This is a genomic window from Streptomyces sp. 71268 (assembly GCF_029392895.1).
Lineage (GTDB): Bacteria > Actinomycetota > Actinomycetes > Streptomycetales > Streptomycetaceae > Streptomyces.
On record NZ_CP114200.1, the window covers coordinates 2,962,833 to 2,980,461 of the forward strand.

Here is a 17,629-nt window from a genome sequence, read left to right on the forward strand (position 1 = left end):
ATTGTGTCAAATGAGTAGGAAAAGCGCCACGTCCGCACTACCTTCACGGCCCGGTCGGCACCCCGCTCACACACATCCCAGCACGGACACCCCCACCCCGCCCCAGCACGGGAATAACAAAGGGCCCGACCCCGAAGAGCCGGACCCTCCCTGACCTGCATGTTTGCCAGGTCAACGATCTGATGACGTGTCGCCCTCTACACGTTGAACCGAAACTCCACCACGTCCCCGTCCTGCATCACGTAGTCCTTGCCCTCCATGCGCGCCTTGCCCGCCGCGCGGGCGTCGGCGACCGAGCCGGTCTCGACCAGGTCGTCAAAGGAGATGACCTCGGCCTTGATGAAGCCCTTCTGGAAGTCCGTGTGGATGACGCCCGCCGCCTCCGGGGCCGTCGCGCCCTTCTTGATGGTCCAGGCGCGGGCCTCCTTGGGGCCGGCGGTCAGGTAGGTCTGGAGGCCCAGGGTCTCGAAGCCGACGCGGGCCAGGGTGGCGAGGCCCGGTTCTTCCTGGCCCATGGACTGGAGGAGTTCGAGGGCCTCATCGTCGGACAGCTCGATCAGCTCGGACTCGATCTTCGCGTTGAGGAAGATCGCCTCGGCCGGGGCCACCAGGGCGCGCTGGGCGTCCTTGAAGGACTCGTCGACCAGCTCGTCCTCGTCCACGTTGAAGACGTACAGGAACGGCTTGGTGGTCAGCAGGTGCAGCTCGTGCAGGAGCTGGCCCTGCTCCGTGTTGCGGGTGATGCCGGCCGAGAAGAGGGTGCGGCCCTCTTCGAGGATCTTCTGCGCGGCCTCGGCCGCGGCCACCACGTGCACCTTGTCCTTCTGCAGGCGCGACTCCTTGGTGAGTCGGGGCAGCGCCTTCTCGATGGACTGGAGGTCGGCCAGGATCAGCTCGGTGTTGATCGTCTCGATGTCGTCCTTGGGCGAGACCTTGCCGTCCACGTGGACCACGTTCTCGTCCTGGAAGGCCCGGATGACCTGGCAGATCGCGTCCGACTCGCGGATGTTCGCGAGGAACTTGTTGCCCAGGCCCTCGCCCTCCGACGCGCCGCGGACGATGCCCGCGATGTCCACGAAGTCCACCGTCGCCGGCAGCTTGCGCTGCGAGGAGAAGATCTCGGCGAGGGTGTCGAGGCGGGGGTCGGGCACGCCCACGACGCCGACGTTCGGCTCGATGGTGGCGAACGGGTAGTTGGCCGCCAGCACGTCGTTCTTGGTCAGGGCGTTGAACAGGGTCGACTTGCCGACATTCGGCAGGCCGACGATTCCGATCGTGAGCGACACGTGGCGACTTCCCGTAGCGAGAATTGGGTAGGGCGGGCCCGGACGGGCCGGTCCACCAGTCTACGGGCCCGCTCCGAACACTCCCCCGCCCGGCCGTCCGGCCACCCCGGGGGTCCAACGCCCCACCCCGCTACGAGCCCACCTCCTGCCCCCGCGCGGCCACAGATTCCCGCTGTGCCCGGCATGCGCCCGTACGGCCGTATCGAGTACCCCGCCGGGCGGACTATCGGTCGAACACACAATCAAGGTGAGTCAAAGCGCGTGTCCATGGCCCCTGCACCGGCACAGGGCGACCTACGTTGGTGCGGTGGAACGACCCAGTACGCGTACGCCCCGCCGTACGGCACCGCCGCCCCGGCCGCCCGCCGGAGGTCCGGCCGGTGTCGGAGTCGGCGGTGCCGGCGCCGACACCGGTGAGAACGCCACCGTCTACCGGGCGCGGGCCGCCGGGCCGCTGCCCGAGCCGCTGCTCGCCGCGGTGCGCAGACTGCCCGAGCCCAAGCTGACCGGGTTCGGCACCGGCATGCTGGCCACCCTCACCATGCTCGCCGTGGGGTGCCTGGCCGCGCTGCTGCTGTCCGGCTCGACGGTCGCGTACGGCCTGTTCTTCCTGCTGGTCTGCGCGGCGAGCGGAGTGTGGGTGCGGCCGGCGGACCTGATCGCCGGGCCGGTGAGCGTGCCGATCGCCTTCGCGGTCGGGCTCGTCCCGCTGGGCGAGGGCGGGGACGGGCTCGGCGAGCACGCGATGAACGTCGTCACCGCGCTCTCGCTCGAGGTCGGCTGGTTGTACACGGGCACGCTCATCACCGGCCTGATCGTCCTCGTACGCCGCGTCGCGCTGGTCGGCCGGCGCCAGCGGCGGGCCCGGCAGCACGCCGGGGCGCAGTCGGCCGGCGCCGAGCGCGCCGGCGCGAGCGAGCGTGAGGCCGGCCGGCCGGCGCCGGGCCAACACGCGGCGCCAGGCCAGCACGCGGCGCCGGGCGAGGACGCCGCGTACGTCGCCGACGGCCAGCGCCCGGCTCCGCGTGCGGGGCGCGGGCCCGAGGGGCGACGCGGCCGGGCCGCCGCCCGCGGGCACTGAGACCCCGACCCTGGGCGCTGAGGCCCTGACCGCGGGCACCGAGGCGGCGCCGCCCGCTGGAGCTGAGGCGCCGGCTGCGGCCACGACTCCGCTGGTCACGGCAGCCAGGCAGGTCAGGGCGGCCGTGCGCGGAACAGCCCGACTCAGAGGCCGGCGGCCGAGCCCGGCTCCGCTGCGGGCAGAGCGGTCGCGGCCGGGTGCGGGTGGGAGGCCGAGCCGGCGGGAGGGGCGGCGAGCGCCGCGGCCATCGCCCCGCCGACGATCCCCGCGTTGTTCCGGAGCTGCGCTGGCACCACGTCGGCCCGGATGCCCTCGATGAGCGGCAGGAACTTGTCGGCCTTGCGGCTGATGCCGCCGCCGATGATGAACAGCTCGGGCGAGAACAGCATCTCCACGTGGGCGAGGTACTTCTGCACCCGGCGCGCCCAGTGCTGCCAGCTCAGGTCCCCCTCCTCCTTGGCCCGGGTGGAGGCGCGCGCCTCGGCCTCGTGACCGTGGAGTTCCAGGTGGCCCAGTTCCGTGTTGGGCACCAACTGCCCGCCGCTGAAGACGGCGCTGCCGATGCCGGTGCCGAACGTCAGCAGGATGACGGTCCCGGTCCGCCCCCGCCCGGCACCGAACCGCAGCTCCGCGATGCCCGCCGCGTCCGCGTCGTTGACCAGTGTGACCGGCGCGCCCAGCCGCTCGGCGAGCTTCTGCGCGGCGTTCACTCCGATCCACGCCTTGTCCACGTTGGCGGCGGTACGCGCCGTGCCGTCGACCACCACGCCGGGATAGGTGGCCCCGACCGGGCCGGACCAACCGAAGTGCTCGATCACCTCGCAGACGCCGTCGAGCACGGCGTCCGGGGTCGCCGGATGCGGGGTGAGCACCTTGTGTCGTTCGGCCGCCAGGTCGCCGCGTTCCAGGTCGACCGGTGCGCCCTTGATGCCGGAGCCGCCGATGTCCACACCGAATACGTTCATGAACACCACGCTACGACGGGGCGGCCGGCCCTGACCCTGATTCGACGGGGGCCGCCACCTTCTTCGCCGCCGCTCACCGCCGCCCCACCGGGCTCCGCCCCACCGAACCGAACCGGGTTCGGCCCCGCCCACCGGGCCGGCGGGCGGGAGCGTGTCGGCGCGCGGAGCCCGGCGAACGGGTCCGGCCGGGGTGCGAGGGGTGCTCGCGCCCCGGCCCGGGCAGCGTCGGCCGACGGCGGGCACGGGGCCGGGTCAGGCGGCCCGGGCCCGGACGCCCGATCCGGTCAGGCGGTGGCTTCTCCCTCGGCGGGGCCACGGGAGGCCGCTGCCGCCGCCTCGGCGCGCAGGTCTCGGCGCAACTCCTTGGGCAGCGAGAACGTGATGCTCTCCTGCATCGGCTGCACCACCTCGACGTCCGCGAACCCGCGCTCGGCGAGCCATTCGAGGACGCCCTCGACCAGCACGTCGGGCACCGACGCGCCCGAGGAGACGCCGACGGTGCGCACGCCTTCGAGCCACGCCTCGTCGATCTCGCTCGCGTAGTCGACCAGGTGACCGGCCTTGGCGCCGGCGCCGAGCGCGACCTCGACCAGCCGCACCGAGTTGGAGGAGTTCTTCGAGCCGACGACGATGACCAGGTCGGAGTCGGCGGCTATCTGCTTTACGGCGACCTGGCGGTTCTGCGTCGCGTAGCAGATGTCGTCGCTGGGCGGGCTGATGAGCTGGGGGAACTTCTCCTTGAGCGCGTCCACCGTCTCCATCGTCTCGTCGACGGAGAGTGTGGTCTGGGAGAGCCACACGACCTTGGACTCGTCCCTGACCTCGACGTTCGCGACGTCGTCGGGGCCGTCGACCAGCGTGACGTGGTCGGGCGCCTCGCCACTGGTGCCGATGACCTCCTCGTGGCCCTCGTGGCCGATGAGGAGGATGTCGTAGTCGTCCTTGGCGAACCGGACGGCTTCCTTGTGGACCTTGGTCACCAGCGGGCAGGTCGCGTCGATGGTGGCGAGGCGGCGCTCGGCCGCCTCCTCGTGGACGACCGGCGCGACGCCGTGCGCCGAGAAGATCACGATGGAGCCCTCGGGCACCTCCTCCGTCTCCTCGACGAAGATCGCGCCCTTCTTCTCCAGGGTCCGTACGACGTACTTGTTGTGGACGATTTCCTTGCGCACGTAGATGGGTGCGCCGTACTGCTCCAGGGCTTTCTCGACGGCGATCACGGCACGGTCCACACCCGCGCAGTACCCCCGCGGGGCTGCGAGCAGGACCCGGCCGGTGGCGCGCGAGGCGTCTCCGCCGGGGGCCGTGGCGGGCGTCGGGCTGGGCGTTGCGGTCATGCTGACCATGGTACGGCCGTGCCGCAGCGCGGAAAGGGCGCGCGGGTGGATCAGACTGAGCCGAGGCGCGCGACCTACGGAGGCATCATGGCCGGCCCGAAGACCACACAGGCCACACTGCGACGCACGCTCACCTTCCGCGATCTGGTCGTCTACGGCCTGCTGTTCATCGCGCCGATGGCTCCCGTCGGTGTCTTCGGCACCCTGGACGCCAAGTCGCACGGCGCGGTGGCGCTGGTGTACCTGGTGGCGACGGTGGCGATGGCCTTCACCGCGTACTCGTACGCCCAGATGGTCCGCGTCGCCCCGCGCGCCGGCTCCGTCTTCACCTACGCCCGGGTCGGGCTGGGCGAGGGCCCCGGCTTCGTCGCCGGGTGGATGGCGATGCTCGACTACCTGCTCATCCCCGCGGTCGCGTACCTCTTCTCCGGCATCGCGATGGAGGAGCTGGTGCCGTCGGTGGACCGGTGGGTGTGGACCGCGATCGCCGTCGTGGTGACCACCGGGCTCAACCTGTGGGGCGTACGGGCGGCGGCGCTGGTCGGGTTCCTGGTGCTCGCGATGGAGATCGCGGTGCTGCTGGTGTTCGTGGCCGCGGCGCTGGTGGAACTGGCCGCGCACGGCGCGCAGCGCGACTGGCTCTCGCCGCTGACCGGGCAGAGCGGGTTCACGATCTCGGCCGTCTTCGGCGCGGTGTCGGTGGCCGTCCTGTCGTACCTGGGCTTCGACGCCATCGCCTCGTTCGCGGAGGAAACGCTGGACGACGGTGACGGTGACGGTGAGGGCGGTAAGGCCGGTACGAGCCGTACGAGCCGTAAGAAGGGCGGGGGGCGCGAGGGGGGCGAGGGGGGCGCGCCGGCGGGTAAGGGGAGCGGGTGGCGCAGCGCCGCTGGCCCGGCGCGGGTCTCGCGCGCGGTGCTGACCTGCCTGGCGGTGGCGGGCTTCCTGTTCATCGTGCAGACCTATCTGGCCGCGCTGCTCTCCCCCACCTCGTCGTCGGAGCTGGCCGCCGACCCCGCCGCGCAGGGCGGCGCCTTCTACGCCGCGGTCGACACCTCCGTGGGCACCTGGCTGCACGACCTGGTGGCGGTGAGCAAGGCGATCGGCGCGGCGTTCGCGGCGCTGGCCGGGCAGGCCGCGGCCGGGCGGTTGCTGTTCGCGATGGCCCGCGACCGGCGGCTGCCCGGCGTGGTGGCCAAGGTGAACGCGCACAGCGGGGTGCCACGCCGGGCGCTGCTCAGCGCCGCCGTGGTCACGCTGATCGCGGCGGTGTGGGCGGCCCGTCGCGACGACGGGCTGGACCGGTTGGTCTCGGTGGTCGACGTCGGCGCCCTGACCGCGTTCGCGCTGCTGCACGCGTCGGTGATCGGCTGGTTCTGGGTACGCAAGCGGGCCGAGGTGCCGAGCGTGCTGCGGCACGTGCTGGTGCCGCTGGTCGGCATGGGCATCGTCATCGCGGTGATCGTGGAGGCGTCGGGAACGGCGCAGCTCGTCGGCGCGATCTGGCTGGGCGTGGGCCTCGTGGTGCTGGCGGCGCAGTGGCGCGGGCGCGCGACGGGCGGTACGAGCGGTACGGCAGGCCCGTCGAGCGGCCCCGGCGGCCCGGGCGCCGGCGCACGCTGACGGCGGCCGGGAGCGCACGCGCCCACCCCGGGCGCCGGCCGTACGCGGCCACGCCGTACGCGGTGGAGGCACGGCCACGCCGTACGCGGCGGGAGGCGGGGGTGGCGGGGCTCGCGGCGGGCGGGCGCCGGGCGCTGTCGGTGGCCGCGGCTACGCTCGTGCGCATGGCTAGGCAAACGTCTGCGGAGACGCCCATTCCGGTCGGCGAGGTGTCCCGGCTCATCGGGGGCTGGATCGACCGGTTGGGGGCGGTGTGGGTGGAGGGGCAGATCACCCAGCTCTCCCGGCGGCCCGGCGCGGGCGTGGTGTTCCTGACGCTGCGCGACCCCTCGTACGACATCTCCCTGACCGTCACGTGCTTCCGGTCCGTCTTCGAGCAGGTGGCGGACTCGGTCTCGGAGGGCGCGCGGGTCGTGGTGCACGCCAAGCCGGAGTGGTACGCGCCGCGCGGCCAGCTCTCGCTGCGGGCGGCGGAGATCCGCCCGGTGGGCGTGGGCGAGCTGCTGGCCAGGCTGGAGCGGCTGAAGAAGTCGCTGGCCGCCGAGGGCCTCTTCGCGGCCGACCGCAAGCGCCCGGTGCCGTTCCTGCCGCAGCTCGTCGGTCTGGTCTGCGGCCGGGCCTCGGCGGCCGAGCGGGACGTGCTGGAGAACGCGCGGCTGCGCTGGCCGGCGGTGCGGTTCGAGGTGCGCACGGTGCCGGTGCAGGGGGTGCACGCGGTGCCCCGGGTCATCGAGGCGGTCAAGGAGCTGGACGCCCACGCCGAGGTCGACGTGATCGTGGTGGCGCGCGGCGGTGGCAGCGTGGAGGACCTGCTGCCGTTCTCCGACGAGCAGTTGATCCGGGCCGTCGCCGCCTGCCGCACCCCGGTGGTCTCGGCCATCGGCCACGAGCCGGACTCGCCGCTGCTCGACCTCGTCGCCGACCTGCGGGCCTCCACACCCACGGACGCGGCCAAGAAGGTCGTACCGGACGTCGGCGAGGAGCTGACCCGGGTACGGCACCTGCGCGAGCGCGCGCTGCGCGCGGTCGGCGGCCACCTCGACCGCGAGGAGCGCGGCCTGGCCGCGGCCCTGGCCCGGCCGTGTCTGCGGCAGCCGGAGCGCATGGTGGACGACCGCGAGGAGCAGGTCGCGGCCCTGCTGCACCGCAGCCGCGGCACGCTGCGCCACCTCCTCGACCGCGCCGACTCCGAACTCGCCCACACCCGCGCGCGCGTGGTGGCCCTATCTCCCGCGGCGACCCTGCGCCGGGGGTACGCGGTGCTCCAGCACGAGGACGGCGCGGTGGTACGGGAGGCCGCTGAGGTCGCCGACGGCGAGCGGCTGCGGGCCCGGGTCGCCGACGGCGCGTTCACGGTGACGGCGGAGCGACCGGCCGGGGAGTCGTAGCGGGCGGGGGCGTACGCGGGTCTGCCGGGCCGGGGCCGGCGGTGGCGCCGAGGCCGTCGGGACCCCTTCGCCACCGCGCGGCGACCGGTCAGAAGCGCGGGTCGAGAACGGAGCCCCACGTCCAGTCGCCGGGAACCGACGGCTTCCAGTCGCCGTTGAGCTTGATCGTCTCCCAGTCGGGGTGGTCGGGGTTCAGCGACGTCCAGTGCTCGTAGTAGCCGTTCTTCGGGTAGAGGCAGTCCCGCCAGGTGTACGAGCCCTCGCCGAGGTACAGGTTCGAGCGCTCCCCCATCCCTCCGGACTGGAGCCAGTCGTACGTACTCGCCGCCAGGTGGATGCCGCGTTCGACGCAGGATTTCGCCATGCCGCTGGTGGGCCGGTCCGTGAGGTGCTGGGTCTTCTTGTTGTGGGCGGTCTCGGCCGCGGACGCGGGGCCCGCCACGCCGAGGATCACCACGCCGAGCAGGGCCGTGGCCGTGCTGAGCCTGCGCAGGGTTCGTGCCACGATCGTTTCCTTCCGATGGGCTGGCTCCGGTACGCCGGACAACGGGCGCGGACGGACGCCGACGAACGAACGGCCGATGCTCCCCGCCGCGCCCTGTCCCGGGCGCGGTCCAGGTGTAACGCCGGCCCGCCGTGACCGGTCCCCGCCCGGGGCGGACCTGCGGGGTGACGCCATACGACCGCAACCCCGCTGTCGTACCGCGCACATAGGCTGGAGGCATGGTGAAGACGGGCGAGAAGTCGACCGAGACCGCGCTCGGGTACGAGCAGGCGCGGGACGAGCTGGTCGAGGTGGTGCGGCGACTGGAGACGGGCGGCACCACGTTGGAGGAGTCGCTCGCGCTGTGGGAGCGGGGCGAGGAGCTGGCGCAGGTCTGCCGCCGCTGGCTGGACGGCGCGCGGGCGCGGCTCGACGCCGCCCTCGCCGAGCGCTCCGACGCCGCCGCCGACGACAACGCGTCGGGCGCGACACCCGGCGAGGGCGAGGACGCGGACTGACCCGGCGCCGCCGCCGGACCACACCCCGATCTGACCCGCGCCGACGCGACCCGGGCGGGTGAGGCGTCGTGTGCCGCGCGGGAGAGCAAGGCGAGGGCGCACCACGATCGGGCACGCGGGAACGCGTGACCTGGGGCACCCCCGCAACGTTTTAGTTGAAACTTAATCTAAAACGCGTACAGTGAGAGACGCCAAGCTCGGCCTTGTGCCGCTAGACCAGCACAAACAAGCAGAAGGTATGTCATGACTCTCGCCCTGGACGCGACCGCCCAGAACCTGCTCTTCCGTGAGGCCCACACGGCCAACACCTTCACCGACGAGCCGGTGACCGAGGAGCAGATCAAGGCGATCTACGACCTGGTCAAGTACGCCCCCACGGCGTTCAACATGTCGCCGCTGCGGGTGCTGCTCGTCCGTTCGCCCGAGGCCCGTGAGCGCCTGGTCTCGCACATGGCCGAGGGCAACCGCCCGAAGACCGCCGCCGCCCCGCTGGTGGCCGTGCTCGCCGTGGACCACGAGTTCCACGAGGAACTGCCGAAGCTCTTCCCGCACGCCCCGGGCATCAAGGACGCCTTCTTCGCCGAGCGCCCGGTGCGCGAGCAGGCCGGCACGTTCAACGCCTCGCTCCAGATCGGCTACTTCATCCTCGGCGTCCGCGCGGCGGGTCTCGCCGCCGGCCCGATGACCGGCTTCGACGCGGCCGGCCTGAGCAAGGAGTTCTTCGCCGACGGCGACCACCAGGTGCTGGCCGTGGTCAACCTGGGCAAGCCGGGCGAGGGCGCCTTCAACCCCCGCTCGCCCCGCCTGGACTACGACGAGGTCGTCACCACCGTCTGAGCCCACCCCGGCTCCGGCCACCGCCGGCGGCCCCGCCCGCCGGCCACGCCGTACCGCGCCCCCGCCCCCACCCGGGTCGGGGGCGTCGCGCGTCTCGGAAGCGGCCCGGCACCCTACGCGCCGGCCCACCAACCCGTACGGTCGCTGGGTCGCTGGGCCGCTGGCCCACTGACCTGCTAGATCACTGGCCCGCTGGGCCCGCTAGGGCCTCACTCGGCGGGCTTGGCCGGGGCGGACTCGGCGCCCTGGGGGGCGAAGCTGGGCCGCTGACCCTTCTTCATCTCCAGCGCGTCGACCATGCGCAGCAGGTCCCGCTCGGGCGCGGTACCGGTGACCACGGTCGTGACGCCCGGCTCCTCGCGGACCAGCGCGTTGTACTTCTCGCCCGCGTACCGGTTCCACTTCTTGCCGTCGACCTCGACGGCACCGCCGCGCTGCTTGGCCTTGTGCGTGACGTCGGCCACGTAGTTCCGTACGCGGTCCGTGTCGCTCTGCTCGACGCCCACGTACTCCTTGTCGGGCGTCAGGTACCCCAGGTGCCACACGGCGCCGAAGTCCGACTTGCCCCGGTAGCTGACCGAGGTGGCGCGCCAGTCCTTGGGCAGCCCCTCGGGAGCGGCGACGGCGTAGGGGGCCGTTCGGCGCACCTGGTCGACCTCGACGCGGGTGTTCACCGTCTTGATCGGGTCTTTGCTGTCATCGTGCGGAATGAAGACGTAGATGCCCACCGCGGCGACCATCGTCACGCCCAACGACAGCACCAGATTCTGTACGGTTCGATTCTCACCACGCATACCGGCCACAGCACCATGGTCCCCTATGACCCGAGCGCTCTGACCAGCGGCCCCGATCCGCCGCGCGGTGGATCTCCACAGGTCGAGTGATCGCGCTCATACGTGGGGTGCTCTGCTCATTTTCGCGGCGTACCGATAAAGTCGTGCACACCCTCGCCCTCCTTGCCCCGCTTCGGGCGGGAGGGGTCACACGGCCGTCGCCGTACAGAAAGGTGCGTTCCGATGACCGAGCATCATCTGCCGTCCCCCCTCGAAGTCAGCCCCGAGGCCCCCGACCGCAACCTCGCGTTGGAGCTGGTCCGGGTGACCGAGGCCGGCGCCATGGCATCCGGCCGCTGGGTCGGCCGTGGCGACAAGAACGGCGCGGACGGCGCGGCCGTCAAGGCCATGCGTTCGCTCGTGCACACGGTCTCGATGAACGGCGTCGTCGTCATCGGCGAAGGCGAGAAGGACGAAGCGCCGATGCTCTTCAACGGCGAGCGCGTCGGCGACGGGACCGGCCCGGAGTGCGACGTGGCCGTCGACCCGGTGGACGGCACCACGCTCACCGCCAAGGGCATGGCCAACGCGGTCTCGGTACTCGCCGTCGCCGAGCGCGGCTCGATGTTCGACCCGTCGGCCGTCTTCTACATGGACAAGCTCGTGACGGGCCCGGAAGCGGCCGAGTTCGTGGACATCACGGCCCCGGTCGGCGTGAACATCCGGCGCATCGCCAAGGCCAAGCGCTCCAGCCCGGAGGACGTCACCGTCGTCATCCTGGACCGGCCGCGCCACGACTCCATCGTCAAGGAGGTCCGGGAGGCCGGGGCCCGGATCAAGTTCATCTCGGACGGCGACGTCGCGGGCGCGATCATGGCCGTGCGCGAAGGCACCGGCGTGGACCTGCTGCTCGGCATCGGCGGCACCCCGGAGGGCATCATCGCGGCCTGCGCGATCAAGTGCCTGGGCGGCACCATCCAGGCCAGGCTGTGGCCCAAGGACGACGTGGAGCGCCAGCGCGCCCTGGACGCGGGCCACGACCTGGACCGGGTGCTCCAGACCGACGACCTGGTCAGCGGCGACAACGTGTTCTTCGTGGCCACCGGCATCACCGACGGCGACCTGCTGCGCGGCGTGCGCTACCGGGCCGAGACCGCGACCACCCAGTCGCTGGTCATGCGCTCGAAGTCGGGCACGATCCGGCAGATCGACTCCACCCACCGGCTGTCCAAGCTGCGCGCGTACGCCTCGGTCGACTTCGAGCGCGCACGCTGACCCACCGCGCTGGTACGGCACAGCGCTGGTACGGCACAACGGAGCCGGGTCCGCCGATGGACGGCGGACCCGGCTCCCCCGCTTTCCGCGCGCGTGGGACGCGGGACAGCGGTGGCACCTGGGTGAGGTCGGGGCGTGGGCCGCGGGCGGGAGTCGGGCGCTCGGCGGGGGCGCCGTCAGCCCGCCGCGGCGACCCGTACCGCTCGCTGCAGCTCCGCCTCGCGCCGCCGGCGGCGGGCCAGCACCACGCGGCGCTCGGCCGCCGTGAGGCCGCCCCACACGCCGTACGGCTCGGGCTGTATGAGCGCGTGCTCCCGGCACTCGACCATGACCGGGCAGCGGGCACAGACCCGCTTCGCGGCCTCCTCCCGGGACAGCCGGGCGGCGGTCGGTTCCTTGGAGGGGGCGAAGAAGAGCCCGGCTTCGTCGCGGCGGCACACCGCCTCGGAATGCCAGGGGCCGGCCTGATCGCGAGCGTGCTCACGCTGCGGGGGCACGGCGGCGTCCTGCAGGGGGTGATGCGGTTGCAGCACGGTCTACTCCTGACGACGGCTCCGGTTTGGGTCACCCTTGCCCGCCTCGCTGCGCACGACCGTTCGCGCCCGCAGCCGTACGAGAGACGATGCACGAAGCTTTACCCGCTGTGCGGGTGCTTATGCACACGGTTGCCTCGCGTCGTACAGACGTTCCGTTCGGTGCGTGGGGCTGTGCGTTTCCGACCCGCCGTACTGGGGGTTTTCGACCGTCCGTTCGCGCCGCTAAGCGTTCAGGTTCCGGATCCGCTTCCCGCGCTTGGGCTTGGCCTCCACGCCACCGAAGACCGCGAAGCCGCTGACGACCACCACCGGGGCCGCCGGATCCTCCGCTTCCGTGTCGGCGACGTCGAAGCCGCCGAAGATGCCGGTGCCCGCCGAGCGCAGCGTGACGTTCTCCGGCACCCGGATCTCCACGCCGCCGAAGATCGCGGTGGCCTGGATGACGATCTCCTGCTGCTCGAAGACCGCCTCGGTCAGGTCGATCTCCACGCCTCCGAAGAGCGCGAACGCGTTGGTCTTTCGGCCGACCCGCCACCGCCCCCGGCGGCCGGCGCCGCCGAAGACCGCGATCAGGTTGTCGGTGAGCGAGTTGCGCGGGGGCGGCAGCGTGGGCGTGCTGGCGGAGGCCGGGCGTGCCGCCCGCGTCCCGTCCGGGCTCATCGCGGCGCCCGCCGTCGGCAGATCCCGTACGAACGGGGTGAGTTCACCCCGCGTCTTCGCCTCGTACACCCCGCTGATCCGCTCGGCGTGCTCTTCTGCGGTCAGGCGCCCCTCCGCCAGGGCCTCGCGGAGGATGTCGGCGACGCGGTCGCGGTCGGCGTCGGAGGCCCGGATGGCGTCCGCCGGCACGGCCGGGGCCACCGTCGGGGTGGCGGTCGGGGGTGCGGCGTCGGGCTTGGTCAAGGGAACCGGCTGGTGTTCGTCCACGCGCCCCAGCCTAGCGATACGCGATAGATCGCGATAGAGGCGCCCGCGTCTCCTGAGCCCCACCTCACCGACACGGTGTCGGACCGCCGTTCTACTCTGGTGGGCGCTCCCCTCGCTCTGCCCCGGGAAGCGCCTGCCATGGACGTCAGCGACTAACCGCAGTGAGGATTGGCCCCCGATGCCTGAGTTCGCGTACACGGATCTGCTTCCCGTTGGCCCGGACACCACCCCGTACCGGCTCGTGACCGCCGAGGGTGTGAGCACCTTCGAGGCGGACGGGCGGACGTTCCTCAAGGTGGAGCCGGAGGCGCTGCGGAAGCTGGCGGCCGAGGCCATGCACGACATCTCGCACTACCTGCGCCCGGCCCACCTCGCCCAGTTGCGGCGCATCCTGGACGACCCGGAGGCCAGCCCGAACGACCGGTTCGTGGCGCTCGACCTGCTGAAGAACGCCAACATCGCGGCGGCCGGCGTGCTGCCGATGTGCCAGGACACCGGCACCGCGATCGTGATGGGCAAGCGCGGCCAGCAGGTGCTGACGGCCGGCGGCGACGAGGAGGCCCTCTCGCGCGGCATCTACGACGCGTACACCCAGCTCAACCTGCGGTACTCGCAGATGGCCCCGCTCACCATGTGGGACGAGAAGAACACCGGCTCCAACCTCCCCGCCCAGATCGAGCTGTACGCGACGGACGGCGACGCCTACAAGTTCCTCTTCATGGCCAAGGGCGGCGGCTCGGCCAACAAGTCCTTCCTCTACCAGGAGACGAAGGCGGTGTTGAACGAGGCGTCGATGATGAAGTTCCTCGAGGAGAAGATCCGCTCCCTCGGCACCGCCGCCTGCCCGCCGTACCACCTCGCGATCGTCGTCGGCGGCACCAGCGCGGAGTACGCGCTCAAGACCGCCAAGTACGCCTCCGCGCACTACCTGGACGAGCTGCCCGCCGAGGGCTCGCCCACCGGGCACGGCTTCCGGGACCGGGAGCTGGAGGAGAAGGTCTTCGAGCTGACCCAGAAGATCGGCATCGGCGCCCAGTTCGGCGGCAAGTACTTCTGCCACGACGTGCGCGTGGTGCGGCTGCCGCGGCACGGCGCGTCCTGCCCGGTGGCCATCGCCGTCTCCTGCTCGGCCGACCGGCAGGCGGTCGCGAAGATCACCGCCGAGGGCGTGTTCCTGGAGCAGTTGGAGACCGACCCGGCGCGCTTCCTGCCGGAGACCACGGCCGAGGAGCTGACCAAGGGCGCCGGCCCGGACCTGGACGCGGTGGCCGTCGACCTGAACCAGCCGATGGACGCCATCCTGGCCGAGCTGTCCCGGCACCCGGTCAAGACCCGGCTCTCGCTCACCGGCACGCTGGTCGTCGCCCGCGACATCGCGCACGCCAAGATCAAGGAGCGGCTGGACGCGGGCGAGGAGATGCCGGCCTACCTCAGGGACCACCCGGTCTACTACGCCGGCCCGGCCAAGACCCCCGAGGGGTACGCGTCCGGTTCCTTCGGGCCGACCACGGCGGGCCGGATGGACGCGTACGTGGAGCAGCTCCAGGCGGCCGGCGGCTCCAAGGTGATGCTGGCCAAGGGCAACCGCTCCGCCCAGGTCACCAAGGCGTGCGCCACCCACGGCGGCTTCTACCTCGGCTCCATCGGCGGCCCCGCCGCCCGCCTCGCGCAGGACTGCATCAAGAAGGTGGAGGTCCTGGAGTACGAGGAGCTGGGCATGGAGGCCGTCTGGCGGATCGAGGTCGAGGACTTCCCGGCGTTCATCGTCGTCGACGACAAGGGCAACGACTTCTTCGCCGACCCGTCCCCGACCCAGCCCCTGCTGACCAGCATCCCGGTGCGCACCGCGGACTGACCCGCGCCGTTGCCGTACGAGAGAGCCCCCGGCCAGGACGCGTTCCCGGCGTCGGGGGCTCTCGCCGTGCGGCGGCTCGTCGTACGGTCGGGACGTGAGCCGCCGCGCGGCCGGGGCGGGCCCGCGTAGGCCATCGGTACGCCTCTCCGACCTGCCCTCTCGCTGCGTTACTCACGGTATTCACGGGCGATAGGGTCGCTCGGGAACACCTGGAACCGGACAGACGCTGGTCTTGCCAGGAGGTGGGTCGACGATGAGCGACGAGCAGTACCGGATCGAGCACGACTCGATGGGTGAGGTGCGGGTTCCGGCGGACGCCAAGTGGCGGGCGCAGACGCAGCGGGCGGTGGAGAACTTCCCGGTGTCGGGGCAGCGGCTCGAGCGGGCGCACATTCAGGCGCTCGCCCAGATCAAGGCGGCCGCGGCCACGGTCAACGCCGGGCTCGGGGTGATCGACAAGGAGATCGCGGAGGCGATCGCCGGCGCGGCCGGCGAGGTCGCGGACGGGCGGTGGGACGAGCACTTCCCGGTCGACGTCTTCCAGACCGGCTCGGGCACCTCGTCCAACATGAACACCAACGAGGTGATCGCGACGCTGGCCACCGAGCGCCTCGGCCGGCCCGTGCACCCCAACGACCACGTCAATGCCAGCCAGTCGTCCAACGACGTCTTCCCGTCCTCGATCCACATCGCCGCCACCGCGGCCGTCACCGCCGACCTGATCCCGGCGCTCGACCACCTCGCCGAGGCCCTCGGGCGCAAGGCGCAGGAGTTCGCCGCCGTGGTGAAGTCGGGGCGCACGCACCTGATGGACGCCACCCCGGTCACCCTCGGCCAGGAGTTCGGCGGCTACGCGGCGCAGGTGAGCTACGGCGTGGAGCGGTTGCGCGGCGCGCTGCCGCGCCTGGCCGAACTGCCGCTCGGCGGCACCGCCGTGGGCACCGGCATCAACACCCCGCCCGGGTTCGCGGCGGCCGTCATCGCCGAGGTGGCCCGTACCACCGGGCTCCCGCTGAGCGAGGCCAGGAACCACTTCGAGGCGCAGGGCGCGCGCGACGCCCTGGTGGAGACCTCGGGCCAGTTGCGGACCATCGCGGTCGGCCTCACCAAGATCTGTAACGACCTGCGGTGGATGGCCTCCGGGCCGCGCACCGGGCTCGCCGAGATCGCGCTGCCCGACCTCCAGCCGGGCTCCTCGATCATGCCGGGCAAGGTCAACCCGGTGATCCCCGAGGCGGTGCTGATGGTGGCCGCGCAGGTCACCGGGAACGACGCGACGGTGGCCACGGCCGGGGCCGCGGGCAACTTCGAGCTGAACGTGATGCTGCCGGTGATCGGGAAGAACCTGCTGGAGTCCATCCGGCTGCTCGGCAACGCGGCCCGGCTGCTCGCGGACCGCACCGTCGACGGGATCACCGCCAACGTCGAGCGGGCCAGGGAGTACGCGGAGTCCTCGCCGTCGGTGGTCACCCCGCTCAACCGGTACATCGGCTACGAGGAGGCGGCGAAGGTGGCCAAGCGCTCGCTGGCCGAGCGCAAGACCATCCGTCAGGTCGTCCTGGAGGCGGGCTACGTGGAGCGCGGCGACCTGACGCTCGCCCAGCTCGACGAGGCTCTCGACGTGTTGCGGATGACGCACCCGTAGGCCCACGGAGCGCCCGCGCGGCACCCCGTACGGGACTTGTGCGAGCCCCGCGCGAACCCCGTTCGGGCCCCGCGCCGGTGGCCCCGTAGCGCGCCGGCCGGTGGGGCCGGGGCGGCGCGCGGGCCCGGGGGCGCGGCGGCGCGCGGCGCCGCCGTCGCGCGGCGCACGAGAGGTCGGCGGCGGCGGGCGAGGGGCGACGCGCGCCCCCGGCCGCCAGCCGTTCCCCCCGTGTCCGCCTCCCGTGCACTCCAGGAAATGGGATTCGTCACGGCGCGGCGGCTTTGCCGCGCCTAAGATCTGCTCATGACAGCGGACACGGTGGAGACGAGGGGCGCGACCGGCGCCGCCCACTGGTCGCCGGGGGACCAGGTCCTGTGGCGTTACCGGGCCAACGGTCGCGACCGCATCCACATCTGCCGTCCGGTGACCGTCGTACAGGACACCGACGAGCTGCTCGCCGTCTGGCTGGCCGCCGACACGCGCTGCGTCAAGCCGCGGTTGGCCGACGGCACGGAGATCCACCACGAGCCGCTGACCACGCGTTACACCAAGCCCCGCGCCCTCGCCCAGTGTCGCTGGCTGGGCACCGGCGTCCTCAAGCTGGCCCGGCCGGCCGACCCGTGGTCGGTCTGGCTGTTCTGGGACCGTGGCTGGCGCTTCCGCAACTGGTACGTGAACCTGGAGGAGCCCCGCGTCCGTTGGAGCGGTGGTGTCGACTCCGAGGACCATTTCCTGGACATCGCGGTCTACCCGGATCGGAGCTGGGAGTGGAAGGACGAGGACGAGTTCGCGCAGGCACAGCGCGCGGGCCTGATGCCACCGCGCCAGGCGGCACGGGTGCGGTCCGCCGGCCGGGCCGCCGTGCGGGCCATCACCGCGTGGACGGCCCCGTTCCGGGACGGCTGGGAGGACTGGCGCCCGGACCCGAACTGGCCGGTACCCGAGCTTCCGGTGGACTGGCACCGCACGCTGGGCCACCCGAGGTCGCCTGCCCCTTGAAGTCCACCTGGACTTCAAACGTAGGATCGTCCTCCGCAACACTGCTCCGGCAGGAAACAATCAAACGCAACTCACGAACAAAGTACGGAATTTGACGTGC

The 17,629-nt window shown here is 72.3% G+C and carries 16 protein-coding genes; 9 read left to right on the forward strand and 7 right to left on the reverse strand.

The genetic code is table 11. The features are described 5' to 3' along the window. Positions 1-197: 197 nt before the first annotated feature. Entirely contained in the window at positions 198-1,286 is a 1,089-nt protein-coding gene (gene ychF / locus OYE22_RS10950; RefSeq protein WP_277320236.1) for a redox-regulated ATPase YchF, read from the reverse strand. 307 nt (positions 1,287-1,593) lie between these two features. On the opposite strand from ychF, the gene OYE22_RS10955 reads away from it, so the two are divergent. Then, on the forward strand, positions 1,594-2,367 hold the full coding sequence (locus tag OYE22_RS10955; protein WP_277320237.1) for a DUF6542 domain-containing protein: 774 nt from the start codon (positions 1,594-1,596) through the stop codon (positions 2,365-2,367). A gap of 143 nt (positions 2,368-2,510) precedes the next feature. Here OYE22_RS10955 and ppgK read toward each other — a convergent pair whose 3' ends face one another. Both ppgK and OYE22_RS10965 read right to left on the reverse strand, forming a co-directional pair. Further along, positions 2,511-3,332, reverse strand: coding sequence for a polyphosphate--glucose phosphotransferase (gene ppgK / locus OYE22_RS10960; protein WP_277320238.1), 822 nt, complete (start codon positions 3,330-3,332; stop codon positions 2,511-2,513). A gap of 284 nt (positions 3,333-3,616) precedes the next feature. Next, entirely contained in the window at positions 3,617-4,669 is a 1,053-nt protein-coding gene (locus tag OYE22_RS10965; protein WP_277320239.1) for a 4-hydroxy-3-methylbut-2-enyl diphosphate reductase, read from the reverse strand. 87 nt (positions 4,670-4,756) lie between these two features. Between OYE22_RS10965 and OYE22_RS10970 the strand changes: the two genes are divergently transcribed. Together OYE22_RS10970 and xseA are read left to right on the forward strand one after the other, a co-directional pair. Further along, a complete protein-coding gene (locus tag OYE22_RS10970; RefSeq protein ID WP_277320240.1) occupies positions 4,757-6,292 on the forward strand; it encodes an APC family permease in 1,536 nt (511 codons plus the stop codon). A 164-nt stretch (positions 6,293-6,456) separates the two neighbouring features. Then, positions 6,457-7,680 carry an exodeoxyribonuclease VII large subunit gene (xseA, locus tag OYE22_RS10975; RefSeq protein ID WP_277320241.1) on the forward strand — a complete coding sequence of 408 codons (1,224 nt, stop codon included), beginning with the start codon at positions 6,457-6,459 and terminating at the stop codon, positions 7,678-7,680. Positions 7,681-7,768: 88 nt separating this feature from the next. Here the strand turns inward: xseA and OYE22_RS10980 are convergent, their stop codons facing one another. Next, positions 7,769-8,185, reverse strand: coding sequence for a hypothetical protein (locus tag OYE22_RS10980; protein WP_277320242.1), 417 nt, complete (start codon positions 8,183-8,185; stop codon positions 7,769-7,771). 218 nt (positions 8,186-8,403) lie between these two features. Here OYE22_RS10980 and OYE22_RS10985 point away from each other — a divergent pair, with 218 nt between their 5' ends. Then, a complete protein-coding gene (locus OYE22_RS10985; RefSeq protein WP_277320243.1) occupies positions 8,404-8,682 on the forward strand; it encodes an exodeoxyribonuclease VII small subunit in 279 nt (92 codons plus the stop codon). A 243-nt stretch (positions 8,683-8,925) separates the two neighbouring features. After that, positions 8,926-9,519 (forward strand): malonic semialdehyde reductase, encoded by a 594-nt coding sequence (locus OYE22_RS10990; protein ID WP_277320244.1) that lies wholly within the window; start codon positions 8,926-8,928, stop codon positions 9,517-9,519. A 209-nt stretch (positions 9,520-9,728) separates the two neighbouring features. Here the strand turns inward: OYE22_RS10990 and OYE22_RS10995 are convergent, their stop codons facing one another. Beyond that, positions 9,729-10,313 (reverse strand): DUF4245 domain-containing protein, encoded by a 585-nt coding sequence (locus tag OYE22_RS10995; RefSeq protein ID WP_277320245.1) that lies wholly within the window; start codon positions 10,311-10,313, stop codon positions 9,729-9,731. A 222-nt stretch (positions 10,314-10,535) separates the two neighbouring features. On the opposite strand from OYE22_RS10995, the gene glpX reads away from it, so the two are divergent. Continuing rightward, entirely contained in the window at positions 10,536-11,567 is a 1,032-nt protein-coding gene (gene glpX, locus OYE22_RS11000) for a class II fructose-bisphosphatase (RefSeq protein ID WP_176163813.1), read from the forward strand. Between the two features lie 176 nt (positions 11,568-11,743). Here the strand turns inward: glpX and OYE22_RS11005 are convergent, their stop codons facing one another. Next, on the reverse strand, positions 11,744-12,100 hold the full coding sequence (locus OYE22_RS11005) for a WhiB family transcriptional regulator (protein ID WP_176163812.1): 357 nt from the start codon (positions 12,098-12,100) through the stop codon (positions 11,744-11,746). A 225-nt stretch (positions 12,101-12,325) separates the two neighbouring features. Further along, on the reverse strand, positions 12,326-13,030 hold the full coding sequence (locus OYE22_RS11010; protein ID WP_277320246.1) for a DUF1707 domain-containing protein: 705 nt from the start codon (positions 13,028-13,030) through the stop codon (positions 12,326-12,328). Between the two features lie 178 nt (positions 13,031-13,208). Between OYE22_RS11010 and OYE22_RS11015 the strand changes: the two genes are divergently transcribed. From OYE22_RS11015 to OYE22_RS11025, 3 genes are all read left to right on the forward strand, one after another. Then, complete coding sequence (locus OYE22_RS11015; protein WP_277320247.1) at positions 13,209-14,885, forward strand: fumarate hydratase; 1,677 nt, start codon at positions 13,209-13,211, stop codon at positions 14,883-14,885. A gap of 253 nt (positions 14,886-15,138) precedes the next feature. Beyond that, complete coding sequence (locus OYE22_RS11020; protein WP_277320248.1) at positions 15,139-16,530, forward strand: class II fumarate hydratase; 1,392 nt, start codon at positions 15,139-15,141, stop codon at positions 16,528-16,530. 303 nt (positions 16,531-16,833) lie between these two features. Beyond that, a complete protein-coding gene (locus tag OYE22_RS11025) occupies positions 16,834-17,529 on the forward strand; it encodes a DUF402 domain-containing protein (RefSeq protein ID WP_277320249.1) in 696 nt (231 codons plus the stop codon). The last annotated feature ends 100 nt before the right edge of the window (positions 17,530-17,629 follow it).

Bases quoted from the DNA above. Each gene is read 5' to 3' on its own strand.
- ppgK (WP_277320238.1), bottom strand. From the start codon at position 3,332: ATGAACGTATTCGGTGTGGACATCGGCGGCTCCGGCATCAAGGGCGCA.
- OYE22_RS10965 (WP_277320239.1), bottom strand. From the start codon at position 4,669: ATGACCGCAACGCCCAGCCCGACGCCCGCCACGGCCCCCGGCGGAGAC.
- OYE22_RS10970 (WP_277320240.1), top strand. From the start codon at position 4,757: ATGGCCGGCCCGAAGACCACACAGGCCACACTGCGACGCACGCTCACC.
- xseA (WP_277320241.1), top strand. From the start codon at position 6,457: ATGGCTAGGCAAACGTCTGCGGAGACGCCCATTCCGGTCGGCGAGGTG.
- OYE22_RS10985 (WP_277320243.1), top strand. From the start codon at position 8,404: ATGGTGAAGACGGGCGAGAAGTCGACCGAGACCGCGCTCGGGTACGAG.
- OYE22_RS10990 (WP_277320244.1), top strand. From the start codon at position 8,926: ATGACTCTCGCCCTGGACGCGACCGCCCAGAACCTGCTCTTCCGTGAG.
- OYE22_RS10995 (WP_277320245.1), bottom strand. From the start codon at position 10,313: ATGCGTGGTGAGAATCGAACCGTACAGAATCTGGTGCTGTCGTTGGGC.
- glpX (WP_176163813.1), top strand. From the start codon at position 10,536: ATGACCGAGCATCATCTGCCGTCCCCCCTCGAAGTCAGCCCCGAGGCC.
- OYE22_RS11015 (WP_277320247.1), top strand. From the start codon at position 13,209: ATGCCTGAGTTCGCGTACACGGATCTGCTTCCCGTTGGCCCGGACACC.
- OYE22_RS11020 (WP_277320248.1), top strand. From the start codon at position 15,139: ATGAGCGACGAGCAGTACCGGATCGAGCACGACTCGATGGGTGAGGTG.
- OYE22_RS11025 (WP_277320249.1), top strand. From the start codon at position 16,834: ATGACAGCGGACACGGTGGAGACGAGGGGCGCGACCGGCGCCGCCCAC.